The 16,736-nt window shown below is 70.6% G+C and carries 19 protein-coding genes; 8 read left to right on the forward strand and 11 right to left on the reverse strand.

All coding sequences use genetic code 11. The features are described from left to right. Nucleotides 1-13: 13 nt before the first annotated feature. From EV187_RS03740 to EV187_RS03755, 4 genes are all read right to left on the reverse strand, one after another. Nucleotides 14-547 carry a dihydrofolate reductase family protein gene (locus tag EV187_RS03740; protein ID WP_165391098.1) on the reverse strand — a complete coding sequence of 178 codons (534 nt, stop codon included), beginning with the start codon at nt 545-547 and terminating at the stop codon, nt 14-16. 46 nt (nt 548-593) lie between these two features. Further along, nucleotides 594-1,448 (reverse strand): alpha/beta fold hydrolase, encoded by an 855-nt coding sequence (locus EV187_RS03745; protein WP_242609417.1) that lies wholly within the window; start codon nt 1,446-1,448, stop codon nt 594-596. After that, the gene (locus EV187_RS03750) at nt 1,435-2,535 is read right to left on the reverse strand and encodes a winged helix DNA-binding domain-containing protein (protein WP_130351656.1); all 1,101 of its coding nucleotides are present in this window, start codon (nt 2,533-2,535) and stop codon (nt 1,435-1,437) included. Before EV187_RS03750 ends, EV187_RS03745 begins: the two co-directional genes overlap by 14 nt. 79 nt (nt 2,536-2,614) lie before the next feature. Continuing rightward, the gene (locus EV187_RS03755) at nt 2,615-3,097 is read right to left on the reverse strand and encodes a dehydrogenase (RefSeq protein WP_130351657.1); all 483 of its coding nucleotides are present in this window, start codon (nt 3,095-3,097) and stop codon (nt 2,615-2,617) included. A gap of 112 nt (nt 3,098-3,209) precedes the next feature. Between EV187_RS03755 and EV187_RS03760 the strand changes: the two genes are divergently transcribed. The 4 genes from EV187_RS03760 to solA are packed head-to-tail and all read left to right on the forward strand — an operon-like array spanning nt 3,210 to nt 6,868. Then, entirely contained in the window at nt 3,210-4,397 is a 1,188-nt protein-coding gene (locus EV187_RS03760; protein WP_130351658.1) for a CE1758 family FMN-dependent luciferase-like monooxygenase, read from the forward strand. After that, complete coding sequence (locus EV187_RS03765; RefSeq protein ID WP_130351659.1) at nt 4,394-4,885, forward strand: MarR family winged helix-turn-helix transcriptional regulator; 492 nt, start codon at nt 4,394-4,396, stop codon at nt 4,883-4,885. Before EV187_RS03760 ends, EV187_RS03765 begins: the two co-directional genes overlap by 4 nt. Further along, complete coding sequence (locus EV187_RS03770) at nt 4,882-5,607, forward strand: CE1759 family FMN reductase (protein ID WP_242609418.1); 726 nt, start codon at nt 4,882-4,884, stop codon at nt 5,605-5,607. Before EV187_RS03765 ends, EV187_RS03770 begins: the two co-directional genes overlap by 4 nt. A gap of 52 nt (nt 5,608-5,659) precedes the next feature. After that, nucleotides 5,660-6,868 (forward strand): N-methyl-L-tryptophan oxidase, encoded by a 1,209-nt coding sequence (gene solA / locus EV187_RS03775; protein WP_130351660.1) that lies wholly within the window; start codon nt 5,660-5,662, stop codon nt 6,866-6,868. A gap of 117 nt (nt 6,869-6,985) precedes the next feature. Here the strand turns inward: solA and EV187_RS03780 are convergent, their stop codons facing one another. From EV187_RS03780 to EV187_RS03800, 5 genes are all read right to left on the reverse strand, one after another. After that, nucleotides 6,986-8,065, reverse strand: a complete 1,080-nt coding sequence (locus EV187_RS03780; RefSeq protein WP_130351661.1) for a redoxin domain-containing protein — start codon at nt 8,063-8,065, stop codon at nt 6,986-6,988. Between the two features lie 10 nt (nt 8,066-8,075). Further along, nucleotides 8,076-9,008 carry an alpha/beta fold hydrolase gene (locus EV187_RS03785; RefSeq protein WP_130351662.1) on the reverse strand — a complete coding sequence of 311 codons (933 nt, stop codon included), beginning with the start codon at nt 9,006-9,008 and terminating at the stop codon, nt 8,076-8,078. Between the two features lie 4 nt (nt 9,009-9,012). Then, nucleotides 9,013-10,263, reverse strand: a complete 1,251-nt coding sequence (locus tag EV187_RS03790; protein WP_242609419.1) for an epoxide hydrolase family protein — start codon at nt 10,261-10,263, stop codon at nt 9,013-9,015. A gap of 130 nt (nt 10,264-10,393) precedes the next feature. After that, nucleotides 10,394-11,350, reverse strand: coding sequence for a helix-turn-helix transcriptional regulator (locus tag EV187_RS03795; RefSeq protein WP_130351663.1), 957 nt, complete (start codon nt 11,348-11,350; stop codon nt 10,394-10,396). 17 nt (nt 11,351-11,367) lie between these two features. After that, the gene (locus EV187_RS03800; RefSeq protein WP_130351664.1) at nt 11,368-12,000 is read right to left on the reverse strand and encodes an MEDS domain-containing protein; all 633 of its coding nucleotides are present in this window, start codon (nt 11,998-12,000) and stop codon (nt 11,368-11,370) included. 164 nt (nt 12,001-12,164) lie between these two features. Between EV187_RS03800 and EV187_RS03805 the strand changes: the two genes are divergently transcribed. The 4 genes from EV187_RS03805 to EV187_RS03820 all read left to right on the forward strand — a co-directional run bounded on the left by EV187_RS03805 (nt 12,165) and on the right by EV187_RS03820 (nt 15,890). After that, nucleotides 12,165-12,548 carry a YciI family protein gene (locus EV187_RS03805; protein ID WP_130351665.1) on the forward strand — a complete coding sequence of 128 codons (384 nt, stop codon included), beginning with the start codon at nt 12,165-12,167 and terminating at the stop codon, nt 12,546-12,548. Between the two features lie 116 nt (nt 12,549-12,664). Further along, nucleotides 12,665-13,888: a Rossmann-fold NAD(P)-binding domain-containing protein gene (locus tag EV187_RS03810; RefSeq protein WP_130351666.1), complete on the forward strand. Its 1,224-nt coding sequence runs from the start codon at nt 12,665-12,667 to the stop codon at nt 13,886-13,888. Nucleotides 13,889-13,984: 96 nt separating this feature from the next. Continuing rightward, nucleotides 13,985-15,262 carry a diaminobutyrate--2-oxoglutarate transaminase gene (ectB, locus tag EV187_RS03815; protein ID WP_130351667.1) on the forward strand — a complete coding sequence of 426 codons (1,278 nt, stop codon included), beginning with the start codon at nt 13,985-13,987 and terminating at the stop codon, nt 15,260-15,262. A gap of 34 nt (nt 15,263-15,296) precedes the next feature. Then, nucleotides 15,297-15,890, forward strand: a complete 594-nt coding sequence (locus EV187_RS03820) for a hypothetical protein (RefSeq protein WP_130351668.1) — start codon at nt 15,297-15,299, stop codon at nt 15,888-15,890. A gap of 40 nt (nt 15,891-15,930) precedes the next feature. Here the strand turns inward: EV187_RS03820 and EV187_RS03825 are convergent, their stop codons facing one another. Next, complete coding sequence (locus tag EV187_RS03825; protein ID WP_130351669.1) at nt 15,931-16,248, reverse strand: ArsR/SmtB family transcription factor; 318 nt, start codon at nt 16,246-16,248, stop codon at nt 15,931-15,933. Beyond that, nucleotides 16,245-16,727 carry an SRPBCC family protein gene (locus EV187_RS03830; protein WP_130351670.1) on the reverse strand — a complete coding sequence of 161 codons (483 nt, stop codon included), beginning with the start codon at nt 16,725-16,727 and terminating at the stop codon, nt 16,245-16,247. The genes EV187_RS03825 and EV187_RS03830 overlap by 4 nt, the downstream gene beginning before the upstream one ends. Between the last annotated feature and the right edge of the window lie 9 nt (nt 16,728-16,736).

Below are 16,736 nucleotides of genomic sequence, written 5' to 3' on the forward strand. Positions count from 1 at the left end.
CGGGCCCGGCTCGCTACACCGGCGCGTACCTCGCGGCGATGATGCCCGAATCGGTGGTCTGCACGTCGAGCAGGCGCAGCCCCACCGGGTGCGGCGTCCGCAGCCGGTCCTCGGCGTTGCCGACCAGGAACGGATGGATGCCGGCGTGGATCTCGTCGACGAGGCCGGCGTCGACGAGCGTGGCGGCGAGCCCGCCGTACCCGTGCGAGACGATCGACTCGTAGCGGTCGCGGAGGCCGCGCACGTAATCGGCCACGTCGCCCTCGATGAGGGTCGCGTTCCAGTCGAGCGGGCCCGTCAGCGTCGTCGAGGCGACGTACTTCGGCAGCGCGTTGTAGTGGTCGGCGAAGCCGCGGTCATCCGTCTGCGCCGGCCAGTACTCGCGGAAGAACTCGTAGCTCTCCCGGCCGAGCAGCACGGCATCGGCACCGAAGACGAGCTCGTCGGAGGCCCGCTGCAGCCCCGGATCGTTCTCGTCGAACCAGTGCTCCATCTGGTCGAACACCCCGTCGAGCGTCATCTCGAATGAGATCGTCACTTTGCCCATGCGCCCCAGCCTCCTCCGTTCCATTCCGGATGTCACGGGGTGCCGCTCAGCGACGCACGACGGCCGCCACCACGGCATCCCACGCCGACGGGGGCAGCTCATGCCCTCCGCCCGGGAGTGTCACCAGCCGCGCCCCGGGGATGTCGCGTGCCAGCGCCTCCCCGTTCCCGAGCGGGAAGGCCGGGTCCGCCGTTCCGTGCACCACGGTGGTCGGAACGCCGATCTCGCCGAGCCGCTCCCGCCACCGCGGAGCATCCTCGAACACGTCCGCCCCGCCCTCGTCGCGGTGCATCCCGGGCGACCGGCGCACCGTGTCCGCCCAGATCGCGCGGTCGTGCACCTCGTCGAACTCGTCGCCCGCGTAGTCGCGGTCGACCTCGACGTGGTACTCGATGACGGCGCCGGGGTCGCTCCAGTCGGGCTCGGGCAGCGGGTTCGCCCACACCTCCTGCATGCGGGCGGTCGCACCGGGCAGGTCGGCGTCGGCCTCGAACATCGTCGGACTGGTCGACACGAGGGTGAGCCCGCGCACCCGGTCGGGGTGGTCGAGCGCGGCGAGCTGCGCGACCCATCCGCCCGCCGAGAAGCCGACCCAATGCGCATCCGCGCCGACGGCGTCGAGCACCGCGAGCGCGTCGTCGACCGCCACCGACAGCCCGTCGCGCCGGGTCCCGGGCGGCCCGAGCGTCGTCTCCCCCATGCCGCGCTGGTCGTAGCGCACCACGCAGAACCCGTGGTCCGCGATCAGGTCGCAGAACTCGGGTCGCCACCAGTCCATGGACGACTCGCCGCCGGCGACGAGCAGGACGACCGGATGCTCCGCCGCACCGATGACCTCGGCCGCGATCTCGGCACCGTCGGGCCGCGCCACCCGCAGCGATCGAACCTCAGCTGGAGGCATCCGCACCCCGCCCGTCTCGACCAGCCGGGTCGAGCTCGACGTTCGCCTCGAGGCCGAGGTACTCGGCGTACCGCGCCGCGGCATCCTGAACGGCCTCGAGCTCGTGCGTGCGCAGCGCCCGGTGCGGCCGGATCGAGAAGGTGACCGCCTTCGTCGTGACCGTGCGCTTCATCGCGGCGACCAGCTGGCCCTCGACGAGCGCCATCCCGATCGCGGTCTCCCGCATCCGCGGCACCGAGCCCTCCGCGTCGATCACCCAGCGCGAGTCCTGGTACCCGCGGTACATCTCGTCGAGCACCTGCAGCAGGTGGCCGGCGGGCGACGCGGATGCCGGGGCGTCGCCGGGCGCGTGCCGGAACGTGCGCCCGTCGTGCTCGAACGACGCGAGGCGGTCACCGGCGGCGGCGATGCCGCGACGCACGTCGGTCACGGTGAGGGTCGCCCAGTAGGCGAGGTCGCGCTCCGTGGCCGGTCCGTGGCCGGTGAAGTAGCGCAGGGCGAGTTCGGCGAGTGCGTCGTCCCGGTCGAGGCGCCTCGGCGCGGGCACGCGATCGGCGAAGAGCGCGTACGTGTGCTCGCCGTCGCGCGGGATGCCGCTGCACACGCGGCCGAGCACCTCGAGCCGCCCGAGCAGCAGCATGAGCTGCTGGCCGGTGAGGTCCTCGCCCCGGTCGGCAAGGGCCGCGGCGAGGTCGGAGCGGGTGCGATCGGATGCCTCGTCGAGCAGCGCCTCGACGGTGTCTCCGAGCGCATCCACCCGGTCGCCCAGCGGCCGCAGCTGCTGCTCGAACACCGGCATGACCCGCGGTGCGGTCAGCTCCTGCAGCCACTGCGCGTCGTCGGCGTGCACGTAGTGCCACGTCGAGCGCAGCACGTGGATCCGCAGGACGCTCCCGCCGGCGAGCGCACCGGCCAGGTCGTCCTGGCGGGGCGACCTCGTGCGGGTCGCGACCGCCCAGGCCGACTGCGACGGGTTCTCGGCCTGCACGGCCAGCAAGGACCTCACCACGTCGTCGGCGTCGTCGACCGGTGCGGCCAGCAGCTGCGAACGCAGCCGCCACCGGGCGATGTCGTGGTCGGTGATCACACCAGCAGCGTATGGGCGACGCGGTCGGCCGCCAAGGGACGAACGGCGACGCCGTCGATCGGACGCGCCGGCGCGGAGCCTAGATCGACGCCGGCTCCAGGTGCGGCGCGCCGTGGCTCAGCACCTTGACCACGAGGTTGTGCCGTCGCAGGGTGCGGATCGTGCGCGCGACCTCGTCAGCGGTGCTGCCGAGGGCGCGTTCGTTCGCGACCACCAGCACGTCGCCCGCCTGCAACGTCTCGAACAGCAGGCCGAACCGCTGCTCCCATGTCATCGTGCCCTCGGGGGCCGGGTGCTTGAAGTCGAGGATGGAGACGCCGAAGCGAGCCAGGTCGTTCCGCTGCTCGACGACCGACGGCATGTCGTCGCGGGCGACGACGAGCCCGACCAGTCGTGAACCCTCGGGTCGCGCCTTCCACCAGTCCCGGTTGCGCTGCAGCTCCTCGAAGCACTCGGGGCATCCCATCGCGTGGTGGCCGGGCTCGTGCGCGACGGCCGCGGTGGCCGGGGCATCCGGGCGCGTCGACCCCCTCGTCGTCGAATCGGTCGTCGGCTCACCCATGTCGGCTCCTTCGGTTCGCCATCCATTCTCTCGCGACGCGCGGCATGGTGGCGGGAATACATGCTCAGTCATGTTGTTTACCCTCTCGAACGACCGCAGAAAGGCGGACACCATGCAGTTCGGCATCTTCAGCGTCGGCGACATCGCCCCCGATCCCACTACCGGCTACACGCAGAGCGAGGCGGAGCGCATCAGCAACCTCGTGCGCATCGCGCAGCGCGCGGACGAGGTCGGGCTCGACGTCTTCGCGCTCGGCGAGCACCACAATCCCCCGTTCGTCCCGTCGTCGCCGCCGACCCTGCTCGCGCACATCGCGGCGCTCACGAAGCGGATCATCCTGAGCACCTCGGTCACGCTCATCACGACGAACGACCCGGTGAAGCTCGCCGAGGACTACGCCATGCTCCAGCACGTCGCGAAGGGACGACTCGACCTCATGGTGGGTCGCGGGAACACCGTGCCGGTGTATCCGTGGTTCGGCAAGGACATCCGACAGGGCGTCGCGCTCGCGCTGGAGAACTACAACCTCCTGCACCGCCTCTGGCGTGAGGACGTCGTCGACTGGGAGGGCAGCTTCCGCACGCCGCTGCAGGGCTTCACCTCCACGCCGCGCCCGCTCGACGACGTGCCGCCGTTCGTGTGGCACGGCTCCATCCGCACGCCCGAGATCGCCGAGCAGGCCGCGTACTACGGCAACGGATACTTCGCGAACAACGTGCTCGCGCCCAACTTCCACTTCAAGCCGCTCGTCGACTTCTACCGCGACCGGTTCGAGCACTACGGCCACGGCCGCAGGGAGGACGCCATCGTCGGCCTCGGCGGGCAGGCGTTCATCGCGAAGCGCTCGCAGGACGCCGTCGCCGCGTTCCGGCCGTACTTCGAGGAGTACCCGATCTTCAGGGGCAGCTCGCTCGACGACTACATGGCGCGCACGCCGTTGAGCGTCGGCAGCCCGCAGGAGGTCATCGACAAGACCCTCACGTTCCAGGAGGGGTTCGGCGACTACCAGCGGCAGCTGTTCTCGCTCGACGGCCTGGCGCTGCCCGTCGAGGTGGCGCTCGAGCAGGTCGAGCTGCTCGGCACCGAGGTGGTGCCGGTGCTCCGCGCGGAGATGGCGGCGCGACGCGCGCCCGGCGTTCCGGATGCCCCGACGCACGCGAGCCTCGTCACCGCGAAGTACGGCGATGCCGATCCCCGGCAGCCGCGTCCGAACCCGAACCGCGGCGACAACCTCTCGGGCGCGTCCCCCTACCAGGACAGCGACCCCGACTCCCCCGCTCGCTTCCCGCTGGCGGCGTGACCGCCGTGCACGAGCTGAGACTGGCGAACGAGGCCTGGGAGGCCTACTACCGTGCCCAGGCCACGATCGCCCGCGAGCTCACCGACGCCGACATCTGGGAGGGCCTCCTGACGCGGGAGTATGCCGTGCTCTTCGCCCTCTCGACGGAGCCCGACGGGCTGCGGATCACCGAGCTGGGCGACGACGTGCTCATCACCCAGCCCGGGATGTCCCGCCTCATCGTGCGGCTCGAGGCCCGTGGCCTCGTGGAACGGGTCGACGATGCGGCCGACGGCCGGGCGCGCCGCATCCGCCTCACGCCCGACGGCCTCGCAGCCCAGCGTCGCGTCGGCGCGGCGGTCGCCCGCCACGTCGCCGACGCCCTCGGCCGCGCGCTGGATCACGACCAGATCGTGATGCTCCGCGACCTCAGCCTCGCCGTCCTCTCCGGCGCTTCCGGCCTCGCGGCGGAAGTGCAGCAACGCGCCATGCAAAGGACCATCACGTGACCATCCCCCCGAACCCGACATCGGATCCCATCGAGACGAATGCCGCGGGCGCCCCCGTGCGCCTCGTGGTCGTCTCCGCCGGGGTGAGCGATCCCTCGACGACCCGCCTGCTGGCCGACCGCACCGCGCAGAAGGCGATCGACCTGCTGCGCGAGGCCGGACGCCCGACGACCGTGAACGTGATCGAGCTCGGCGGGCTCGCGGTGGAGATCGCCCAGGCGATCGTGTCCGGATTCCCCGGCGCCCGCCTGCAGGCGGCGATCGAGCTCCTCGCCGGAGCCGACGCCGTCATCGCCAGCACCCCGGTTTACAAGGCGGGCATCAGCGGCCTGTTCAAGTCGTTCGTCGACGTGCTCGACAACGACCTGCTCATCGGCACGCCCGTCCTCCTCGCCGCGACGGCCGGTACGCCGCGTCACGCGATGGTGGTCGACGAGCAGCTCCGACCGCTCTTCGCGTTCCTCCGTGCCCTGCCGGTGCCCACGTCGCTGTTCGCCGCGCCCGACGATTGGGGGTCGTCGACCCTCGGCGACCGGATCGCGCGCGCAGCCACGGAACTGGCGGTGCTCGTGCGAAGCGGCGTCGGGGCATCGATGGCCGACACCGCCTGGTCGGGATACCGGCATCAGTTCTCGGGCAACGCGACCAACGCCGAGCGGTCGGTCGCCGACGTCGATTTCAGCACCGACCTGATGCGACTCGCCGCGGGCGGATCGCGCTGAGCCGTTCGTCATACGGCGACCGGCACGGCGTGCGGCCGACGAGAATCGAGGGATGGGCGATACGAACACCGGCGAGGGCAGCGGCTACGACGCGGACGTCGCCGTGATCGGCCTCGGGGCGATCGGCTCGAGCGCCGCGTGGCGGCTCGCCGCACGCGGCCTCGACGTGCTCGGGTTCGAGCAGTTCGAGCCGGGGCACGCGTGGGGCGGGTCGACGGGTCGGACGCGCCTGTTCCGGGTGGCCTGCCTCGAGCATCCGGGCCTCACGCCGATCGCGCGCCGCGCTCGCGACCTGTGGCGCGAGCTCGAGGCGTCGAGCGGCCGGCGGCTGTTCCTCGAGACGGGCGGCCTCATGATCGGCCCGCCCGACTCGCACATCATCAAGGGCACGCTCAGCGCCGCGACGGCCCACGACCTCCCGGTCGAGCGGCTCGACGCCGACGAGATCGCGCGGCGGTTCCCGGCGCACGCGCGCGTGGATCCCGGCGACGTCGGCGTCTGGGATCCGGAGGCCGGCGTCGTCCGGCCCGAAGCCGCGATCGTGGCCGCGGTCGACGCCGCCCGCGCGGCCGGCGCCCAGGTCCGCACGAACACGCGCGTCATCGCCGTCGAGCCCGACGCCGATGGCGTCACCATCCGCACCGACGACGCGGAGTACCGGGTGCGGCACGTGGCCGTGACATCCGGGCCGTGGATCACCCGCTTCGTGCCCGACCTGCCGCTCACGCCGCACCGCGTCGTGATGACCTGGTTCCGCGCCCGCGAGGGGCGCAGCGCGAACCTCGACGTGCTGCCGGTCTTCATCCGCAGCGTGCCCGGCCGGGACACGTGGATCTGGGGCCACGGCGCGATGCCGGGCAGCCGCAGCGGGCCGCCCGGCGACGACGACGGCGACGGATTCGAGGGATTCGACGTCAAGGTCGGACCCGAGTTCGACGGACCCTTCATCGCCGACGACCCCGACGCGATCGATCGCGACATCCACCCGGGTGAGACCGACGAGATCAGCGAGCTCGTCGCGGCGACGTTCCCCGACGTCGAGCCCGAGCCATCCGGCGTGACGACCTGCATCATGACCCACACGCCCGACGGCCAGTTCGTCGTCGGGCCGACCGCGCAACCCCGCGTCGTCGTCGGCGGCGGCTGCTCCGGCCACTCGTTCAAGCACGCCGCCGCCCTCGGCGAGCTCGTCGCCCAGTCGGTCACCGGCGAGCAGCCGTTCACGGATGCCTCGTTCCTCGACCCGCGGCGATTCGACTGAGGCCGTTCGCATCGACGACCTTCCAACGCAGGAGAATGGGCGCCATCCCCGCCCTGACGTGAGGATGGCGCCCGATCTCCTGCGAACCCGCGGTTCCGAGGTGCGCGGCAGCGCCGATCACCCGAAGGTGAAGCAGTACGCCTCCGCCCCCGCCTCGAGGAACTCGATCTCGAAGATGCGGTCGTCGATCTCCCCCGACTGGCGGATCAGCTGGTAGGTGTTCTGGTCGGTGAGCACGCCACGGCCGTCGGCGTCCACGTCCGTTCCCTGGGCACCGTCGACGGCACGCCCGTCGAGCGAGACCTGGAACGGAACGGCCGCACCGGCGGTCGCCGGTCCCATGACGAGGTTGACGTCGCGGCCGTGGAAGGCGAACGCGATCCGTGCACCGGCCTCGTTCGACACCGCGGCATGCCGGGCGACCGTCCAGTCGCCCGTGAGGTCCCACGAGTTGAGGGGCAGGTCGCGCACTCCCTCGTAGACGTGCGGCTGGTCGTAGAACGCGGAGTCCTCGGCCACGAACCCGCTGCTCTGGCCGTACCCGAGGTAGGTCTCGGGCGAGCGCAGCGAACGCCAGTCGGCCGCGACCTCCAGCCCCTGGGGGTCGACCATGACCATGTCCATGTCGAGGTCCTTCGCGCCGGCATCGACGAGGAGCTGCTGGATCACCATCTCGGTCCGGGCGTACTCGCCCTCGCCGAAGTGGTGGTATCGGAGCTTTCCCTCCGCATCGGCGAGGTAGACGGCGGGCCAGTAGTGGTTCGCGAACTCGTTCCAGACCCCGTAGTCGCTGTCCACCGCGATCGGATAGGTGACGCCGAGGTTGCTCGACTGCGCCACCACGTTCCTGAGGTCGCGTTCGAAGCCGAACTCGGGGGTGTGCACGCCGACGATGGTCAATCCGGCGTCGGCGTACTTCTCCTCCCACGCTCGCAGGTAGGGCAGGGTGCGCAGCCAGTTGATGCAGGTGTAGGTCCAGAAGTCGACCAGCACGACCCGCCCCCGCAATCCTTCCGGCGTCAGGGGCTCGGAATTGAGCCAGCTCGTCGCGCGATCGAACGATGCGAGTCGCCCCTCGACCGGGAGCAGCTCCCGGTCGCCGGCCAGGCGGTGGGCGATGGACCGGATCAGGCTGCCGCGGGCCTCCCACGGCGACACCGAGGCGATCGCGCTCTCATCGGCGAGGTGATCGGACATGACTTCCTCCTCAGTTGGATCGGCTCGGCATGGCCGACCGATCGACGTCGATCACCGCATCGGCGAATGCCCGCGGCGCTTCCTGCGGCAGGTTGTGCCCGATGCCGCCGGTGATGAGTCGGTGCTCGTAGGGGCCGACGAACAGCGAGCCGTACGACGCGGCATCCGGATGTGGAGCCCCATTGGCGTCGCCTTCCAGGGTGATGGTGGGAACGGTGATCGACGGGCGTCGGGCCAGCCGTCGCTCCAGATCGTCGTACTCGGATGCTCCGTCCGCAAGGCCGAGCCGCCATCGGTAGTTGTGGATGACGATGTCGACGTGATCCGGATTGTCGAAGGATGCCGCGCTGCGGTCGAACGTCGCGTCGTCGAACCCCCACTGCGGCGATGCGGTCTGCCAGATCAGCCGGGCGAACTCGTTCCGGTACTGCTGGTAGCCCGCGCGACCCCGCTCGGTGGCGAAGTAGTACTGGTACCACCAGGCGAGTTCGGCGGCCGGCGGGAGTGGACGCGCGTTGGCCTCGCGGCTCCCGATCAGGTACCCGCTCACCGAGACGTGCCCCCGGAAGCGCTCGGGCCACAGGGCCGCGAGGATGTTGGCGGTGCGTGCACCCCAGTCGAAGCCGGCGACGACGGCGTGCTCGATCCCCAACGCGTCCAACAGCGCGATCGCGTCCAACGCGAGCACCGATTGCTGGCCGTTCCTCGGCGCCGCGTCGTCGAGCAACCGGGTCGAGCCGAAGCCCCGCAGGTGGGGCACCACCACCCGGTAGCCGGCGGACGCGAGCAGCGACGCGGCATCCGCAAAGCTGTGGATGTCGTAGGGCCAGCCGTGCAGGAGCAGGACCGCCGGACCGGACGCGGGTCCGGCCTCGGCGTAGCCCACGCTCAGTGCGCCGGCGTCGACCTGGCGCATCGACGGGAACGTCGGGATGTCAGTCATCTCGTCACCGTAGCGAACGGAAGGCGGCGCGCATCTCCTGCGAGAACAGCTCCGGCTGCTCCCACGCGGCGAAGTGCCCACCGCGGTCGAGCCGGTTGAAGTGGATCAGGTTCGGATACGCCTGCGTCGCCCAGCTGCGCGGCGCCGCGTAGATCTCGTCGGGGAACACGCTGACCGCGGTCGGGATCGTCACGCCCTTCGGGGCGAAGAAGGCGAGCTTGCTCTCCCAATACAGCCGCGCCGACGAGACCGCCGTGTTCGTGAGCCAGTAGAGCGTCACGTTGTCGAGCACGTCGTCGGGCGTCAGGCCCTCGGATGCCCCGGCGAACACGCGCGCGATCAGGTCGTAGCTGCGGGCGTCGTGGTCGAGCATCCACGCCGCGAGGCCCACCGGCGAGTCCGCGAGCGAGTAGAGGGTCTGCGGCCGGCCGGCCATCTCCTGCGCGTACCCCAGCCCGTGCGCGTAGAAGAACGCGAGCTGGTCCCATGCGCCCCGCTCCTCGGGCGAGAGGTCCTCGGGCGGCGCGTCGCCGTTCGTCAGCGCCGCCTGGATCGGGTCGGGCACGGTCGCCGGCATGTTCGTGTGGATGCCGATGAGGCCGGGAGGCGTCAGCAGCGCCATCTGCTCGGTCACGGCGTTGCCCCAGTCCCCGCCCTGGGCGACGTAGCGGTCGTACCCGAGCCGTCGCATGAGCTCGACCCACGCATGCGCGATGCGGATCGGGTCCCAGCCGGTCGCCTCGGGCTTGCCCGAGAAGCCGTGCCCGGGAAGCGACGGGATGACGAGGTGGAACGCGTCGGCGGCGCTCGCGCCGTGCGCGGTGGGATCGGTGAGCGGGCCGACGATCTTCAGCTGCTCGATGACCGATCCGGGCCATCCATGCGTGACGATCATCGGCAGGGCATCCTCGTGCGGTGAGCGCACGTGGATGAAGTGGATGTCGAGGCCGTCGATCTCGGTCACGAACTGCGGCAGCTCATTGAGGCGGGACTCCACGACCCGCCAGTCGTGCCCTGCCCAGCGCTTCGCGAGTTCCTGCACGACGTCGAGCTGCACGCCCTGCGACGCGTCGCCGACGGTCTCGTGCTCGGGCCAGCGCGTGTCGCGGATGCGGCGGTGCAGGTCGTCGAGGTCGGCCTGCGGAACCTCGACCCTGAACGGCCGGATGGCGGTGTCGTCGCGCTGGTCGGCGCCGCGGCGGGGCTGGGTGATGGTCATGATGTCCTCCTCGGAGATGGTGTCGGCGTCTGCCATGTCTCGAATCTCTCGCGAAGCCGGCCCGGCCGTATCCGTAGGAGTCCGCAACTCGCGGACCGCGGCGGGGCCGTATGGGGGGAACCCCTCAACTCCCTGCGCACGAGCGCGACCCGTGCACGACCTCGAGCTAGCCGAGGCCGTGGCGCAGGGCGAAGGCGGTCGCCTCGCTGCGTCGTGCCACCCCGATCTTGCGGTACAGGCTCGTGATGTGCCGCTCGACCGTGCGGTCGCTCAACCACATGACGCCGGCGATCTCCTTGTTGCTCAGGCCCTGCGCGAGCAGCCCCAGGGTCTCGATCTCCCGGCGGGTCAACGGGAACAGGGAGGACCGCACGTCCGCGGCATCCGCTCGACCGCTCGGCGATCTCGGGGAGGCGCGATCGACCGGGGGCGGCGGCGCTCCGTGCGACGAGTCCACCTCGGAAACGAGGCGCGACGCGTCCTCGATCCGAGCGGCGATCGACGTGAGCGAGGGTCTGACGTCGTCGACGAGCGATCGGAGGAGCTCGTTCTGTCGCAGCAGCGCGGCCTCGGCGACCGATCGCGCCGCCTGCTCGCGCGCGAGGCGACGCGCGGTGTGGATCGCGATCGCCGCCTGGCTGACCGCGACGCGCAGCAGGTGCGTCTCCATCGCCGTCGGGAAGTCGGTCCGACCGGCGGACACGAGCACGCGGCCCGTCTCCCACGGCAGCGCGAGTGGGAGGCTCGTGACCCGGAAGATGCCGACCTTTCGCACGTCGACCTCGGTCGTCGCGACGCCCTGCGCACGCGTCTGGTCCGTTGCGAGGACGCGGTCCAACTCGGCGGGCATCGTCGGGCCCGTGGGTCGCCACGTCTCCACCGACCGGCTGTCGCCGAGCGGATCGTCGAAGCGCGCGTACGCGCCGTCGAGTTGGAGGACGCCGAAGAGCACGCTGAGCAGGCCCGTGGCGATCTCGATCGGTTCGTGGTCCACCCACATCGCCGGCAGCGCCAGGAGCGCGCCCATGTCGCGCAGCCACCGGCGGGAGTCCGCCACCGAGGTGTCCTCGTCGCCGGGCCGCGGCTCCCGCGCGGGCGAGGCGCCGGTCGACGTCGCATCCATCTCTGACTCGACCCGCCTCAACGATCCGTTCGCGGGTCCCGCTCCTGCAGGAACTCCGCGGGAGGAACGAAGAAGGGGTTCTCCTGCAGCATCCCGCCGATCAGGACCATCGGATGCGTGCGCAGGACGTCGATGATGAAGGACCCGTCGAACCTGGTGGCCTCGTACGAGCAGATCACGATGTGCTCGTGGTGCGCGTGGATGAAGTTCGCGCGCGCCTCGAACTCGATGAGGTGGTCGGCGACATCGGCGCGGTCGGCCGCCCAGCCCATGTCGCACCACATGCGGATGCGCGGCGAGTCGTGGTCGACGAGCAGGTCCTCGAGCAGGCTGAGCATCTGGGCCTGGTCGAAGTGGCCGCCCCGCAGGTACGTCTCGGTCCAGGTGCGCACCTCCGCCCGGTGGTGCTCGAGGAGCGCTCCCGCGTCGTAGCCGAGGTGCCGGAGCCGGTTGACGGGTGCGGCGGACTCCGAAGGGTCGACGAGGTACAGCAATCGGTCGCCGCCATCGATCCCCTGCCTGATGAACGGATCGAGCACGGCATCCGTCTCGCCCGGTTCGTTCACGAATGCGCACACGTGGCGATAGCGGTCGAGCACCCCGCCCGCGAAGGTGACGGGGTCGGCCGGATGCCGGGTGTCAGCTGCCATGTTCGATCTTCTCCGTCCACCGAGACGTACGGGGACCCAGCTGCGGATGGAATCCGAAGCCTCGAACATAACGCAGCACGGTCGTCGCCCACAACGATCGTGGGATCGACCGGTTGCCGGGCGGGTGATCGGGTGCGGCGGTGGGTGCGACGTAGCATCGTGGCATGCCAGGCGAACCCGACATCCCCGACGCGTTCGACGTCTACACCGTCGTCGTCCTTCGGCGGCCGGCCGATGCGCCCGGGATGTCGGACGACGAGCTCGACGCGCTCCAGGCGCGCCACCTCGCCTACCGCTCCGAACTGCGGCGGCAGGGCGTGCTGGTCGTGAACGGGCCGTTCGACGAGCAGAGCGACCCGTCGTACCGGGGGATGTCGATCTTCGCGTGCGACCCCGCCGAGGCCGCACGACTGTCGGACGGCGACCCATCCGTCGTTGCCGGACGGCTCGCGTACGACGTGATGGAGTGGTGGACCCGCGCCGGCTCACTGGCCTTCCCGCTCACCGACTCCCCGGTCGGCGACCGCCGCTCGATGCCCGAGGACTGACGCGTCGAGGAGTAGTCTGGGCCGCGGCACGCACCAAGGGGGGTGCTGCGCTGCGCGGAACCCGGGACCGCTGCGTCACCGGGTGCTTCCGCGTCTCTCACGTGAGGAGCGGTCGAATGCCTCTCGAATCGACGTCGGCTCGGCGCCGGGTCCACATCATCGGGGGCGGGCCCGTCGGGCTGATGCTGACGGCACTGCTGCAGACCATGGGCGACTACTCGATCAGTCTCTACGAGAAGCGGTCGCACTACACGCGGACGCGGATGGTCAAGCTCGACACCTACCTCGTGGCGGATTCGGTCGAGAGCTACTGCATCGACTACATCGACGAGGAGAACGTCGAGGCCGTCTTCGATCGCACCGACCTCGAGGAGGGCGTCGCGTCCAGGCAGTCGCTCGCGGCGGACCTGAGGTCGCTGCTGCTCGAATGGACACTGGGATTCTGCCCGCTCAACGCGATCGAACAGGCGCTCAGCCAGCTCATCGACGAGCGTGGAACCCATCCGGTCGAGCGCGTCGTCGGGGAGCTCACGGCGGAGGACGCGCTCGCGATGGTCGGACCCGACGACATCCTGATCGACTGCACGGGGAGCCGGTCGCTGCTGCGGGATCATGTCTCCCCCGCGTTCGGCGGCGAGAGCGGCGAGGCCAACCTCTTCAAGGTGAGGCTCGAGTACGCACTCGTGGTCACGTTCCTCTACAGCCGGACGTACGTCTGCGACGAGTACTGCAAGTACTACAAGAACGCCGCCAACGACCACTACAAGTTCATCCCGGCGGTGTACCGCACCTACTACGACCAGGGTGTCAGCCACGTGACCGGCATCGTGAACATCACCGAGGCCGAGTTCCGTGCGATGCCCTCGCGATTCGACAGCCAGTGGCTGCGTGACAACCTCCCCGGTGCCGCGGCGTCGATGGACCGCTTCATCGACTGCATCAAGAGCGAGACCGGCGGGGAGATCCTCGGCGAGCTCGACATCATCCGCATCCCGCTCGACCTCTACCACGCCCGCAACGTGAGCAGCCGCAAGTGGCAGGCGCTCGGATCGGGCGATCATCCGTTCGCGAGCTCGCCGGCGTTCCTGGCCGGCGACTCGGCGATCGGCTCACCGTACTTCCAGTCGATCTCACTGGGGTTCGAGTGCGCGATGTTCCTCGCCGGGCTCATCGGCCAGCAGGACATGCCGCTGCAGGAGAAGTTCGACCGGTACGAGAACTTCATGTACAAGCAGTGGCTGCGCGTCTACATGCGCAGCAAGATGATCAAGCACAACAAGGACCTGTTCGAGACCCTCGACGACACGCTCGCGCTCCTGCAGAAGCTCCACATCTACTGAGGCGGCCACTGGGACTCCCCCGTGCACGGGACGCACATCGAGAGGACGTAGGGTCGATTCACCGCCACCGTCGCCCCTCGAGAGGAGCCTGCCTGCATGAGCAGCGAAACCGCCCTGGACGTCTTCGACCGTCGTGAGTCGGAGGTGCGCGGGTACATCCGCTCGTTCCCGACCGTGTTCGACCGTGCCACCGGATCCACGCTCGTCGACGCCGACGGGCGCGAGTACCTCGACTTCTTCGCCGGCGCCGGCGTGCTCAACTACGGGCACAACAACCCGGCGTTCACGCGCGCGCTCATCGAGTACCTGGAGCGCGACGGCATCATCCACGGCCTCGACATGGCGACCTCCGCGAAGAAGGCGTTCATCGAGGCATTCGAGCGGCTCGTGCTCGCCCCGCGTGGACTCGACCACAAGCTGCAGTTCACCGGGCCGACGGGCGCGAACGCCGTCGAGGCCGCGCTCAAGGTCGCCCGCCAGGCGACCGGCCGCTCCACGGTCGTGGCGTTCACGAACGCCTTCCACGGGCTGAGCCTCGGCTCGCTCGCCGCGACCGGCAACAGCCACTATCGTGGCGCCGCCGGCGTCGGTCTCGACGACGTCGCGCGCCTGCCGTACGACGCCTATCTCGGCACGGATGTCGACACGCTCGACCTGCTCGAGAAGATGCTCGACGACCCGGGGTCGGGCCTCGACCTGCCCGCGGCGGTGATCGTCGAGGCGGTGCAGGGCGAGGGCGGCATCAATGTCGCGAGCACGGCATGGCTGCAGCGCCTCCGCGAGATCACGGCCGCCCGCGGCATCCTGCTGATCCTCGACGAGATCCAGGCCGGCGTCGGCCGCAGCGGCGCGTTCTTCGCGTTCGAGGAGTCGGGCATCGTGCCCGACATCGTCACGATCTCGAAGTCGATCTCGGGCTCGGGCCTGCCCATGTCGCTCGTGCTGCTGCGCCCCGAGGTCGACGTGTGGAAGCCGGGCCAGCACACCGGCACGTTCCGCGGCAACAACCTCGCATTCGTCTCCGCGCGGGTCGCGCTCGAGACGTATTGGGCCGACTCGGCGTTCACCGACGCGATCGCCGAGAAGTCGGAGTTGCTGCGCGCGGGGCTCGACCGCATCGCCGCCGACCACCCCGACCAGGGCTTCGTCGTGCGCGGCCGCGGCCTGATCTTCGGCCTGGCGTGCGATGGCGACCGCACGCTCGCGGGCCGCATCTCGGCGGAGGCGTTCCGCCGCGGGCTCGTGATCGAGACGTCGGGCGCCTTCGACGAGGTGCTGAAGTTCCTGCCCGCGCTCACGATCTCCGAGGAGGAGCTCGCCCGGGGTCTGGCCATCGTGCGCGAGAGCCTCGACGCGGTGCTCGCGGCCGCCTGACGCATCGGTCACCCTCCGCTCGTAGGCTGGACGTATGCCCCGTCTCCTGGCAGATCCCGATCGATCCCGGTGGGTGCCGGTCACCGACTCGCTCGGGTTCCGCGGACGCAGGCACCGGAAGGCCGCGATCGGGATGCTGCTGCAGCAGGCATCGGGCACGTTCGGCACGCCGTCCCGGCCGGGCGGCGGCTTCACGGCGTGGGCGATGAGCCAGGCGGTGCCGCTCCTGATGCGCAAGGCCGCCGGCCGAGTGCTGGCGTGGGTGTGGAGGGCCGATCCTGAGCTGCTCGTGGTGATGGCGCAGGTGCAGCCGGCCACGCCGCAGGTTCGGGCGGCACGCGCTTCGATGGCGAGGATGCCGGCCGACACCGAGATGTTCCGCGGCAGGTACCTGGGTGTGGGCGAGAAGCTGGCCGTGCCACTCCCCGCCGACGCTCGCACCCCGCCGTTCGCGACCTACACCTGGGACCTCGGTGCGCACTACGTGAGCGTGACGGCCGTGTGCAGCGATCGCGAGCGGTTCGGCACGGTGATCGGCGCGGTCGACGAGCTCGCGCGAGGCATCCGCATCGTCGACGACCTCGTGGTCGGCGAGTCGGCGACGGTGCTGCGGATCGATCCCGCCTGATGGATTCGACGTCGTCGCGAGGTCAGCCCGGCTGCGGCGCTCAGAGCCCCTCGGCGATCTCCTTGATCGCGGCGAGGCGACGGTCCCACTCGGCGCCGATCGCATCGAGCCGGTGCGCGGTGGCACTCAGCTCCGACCCGACCACGCGGTAGCGCACCTCGCGTCCGACCCGCACGGGTTCGACCAGGCCGACCTCCTGCAGCACGGCGAGGTGCTTCGCGATCGCCTGCCGGCTGACGGGCAGGCGCCCGGCGAGGGCGGACGCCGACGCGTCGCCCTCGCCGAGCGCAGCCAGGATGCTCCACCGGGTCTCGTCGCCGAGTGCGGCGAACACGGGGACCAACGCCTGCATCGTCATGCGCCGCCCTCGAGCAGGGCGACCAGCTTGTCGAGCTCGCCGTCCCAGCCCTCGCGGTGGCTCTCGAGGTTGGCGGCGGGGTCGGAGGTGTGCTCGAACCCGGTCTCCACGACCGTGAGCCGCGTGCCGTTCGACACCGGCTCGAGGGTGAAGGTGAACACCGTGGAATGCGCGTCGTCGACCGCGTCGGGCAGCGACCCGAGGGCGTCGTCGTTCCCCCAGCGGTAGGCGACCATCCGCGGCGCGTCGAGCGCCTCGACCCGGATCGGCACGGCGCCATAGTCGGGGAACGTGAGGGTGCCCCGTGCGCCGACGCCGGAACCGTCGAAGACGGCATTCCCGAACCACTGCGAGATGTGCTCGGGCTGGGTCACCGCCGACCACACCTTCTCGACGGGGGCGGCGATCTGGATCGTGCGTCGCACGGTGAACTGGCCCTCGTCGACGACGGATGCCGGGTTGCTGGTCATGTGCTCCATGATGGTTCC

Source organism: Agromyces ramosus (assembly GCF_004216665.1).
Taxonomy (GTDB): Bacteria; Actinomycetota; Actinomycetes; order Actinomycetales; family Microbacteriaceae; genus Agromyces; species Agromyces ramosus.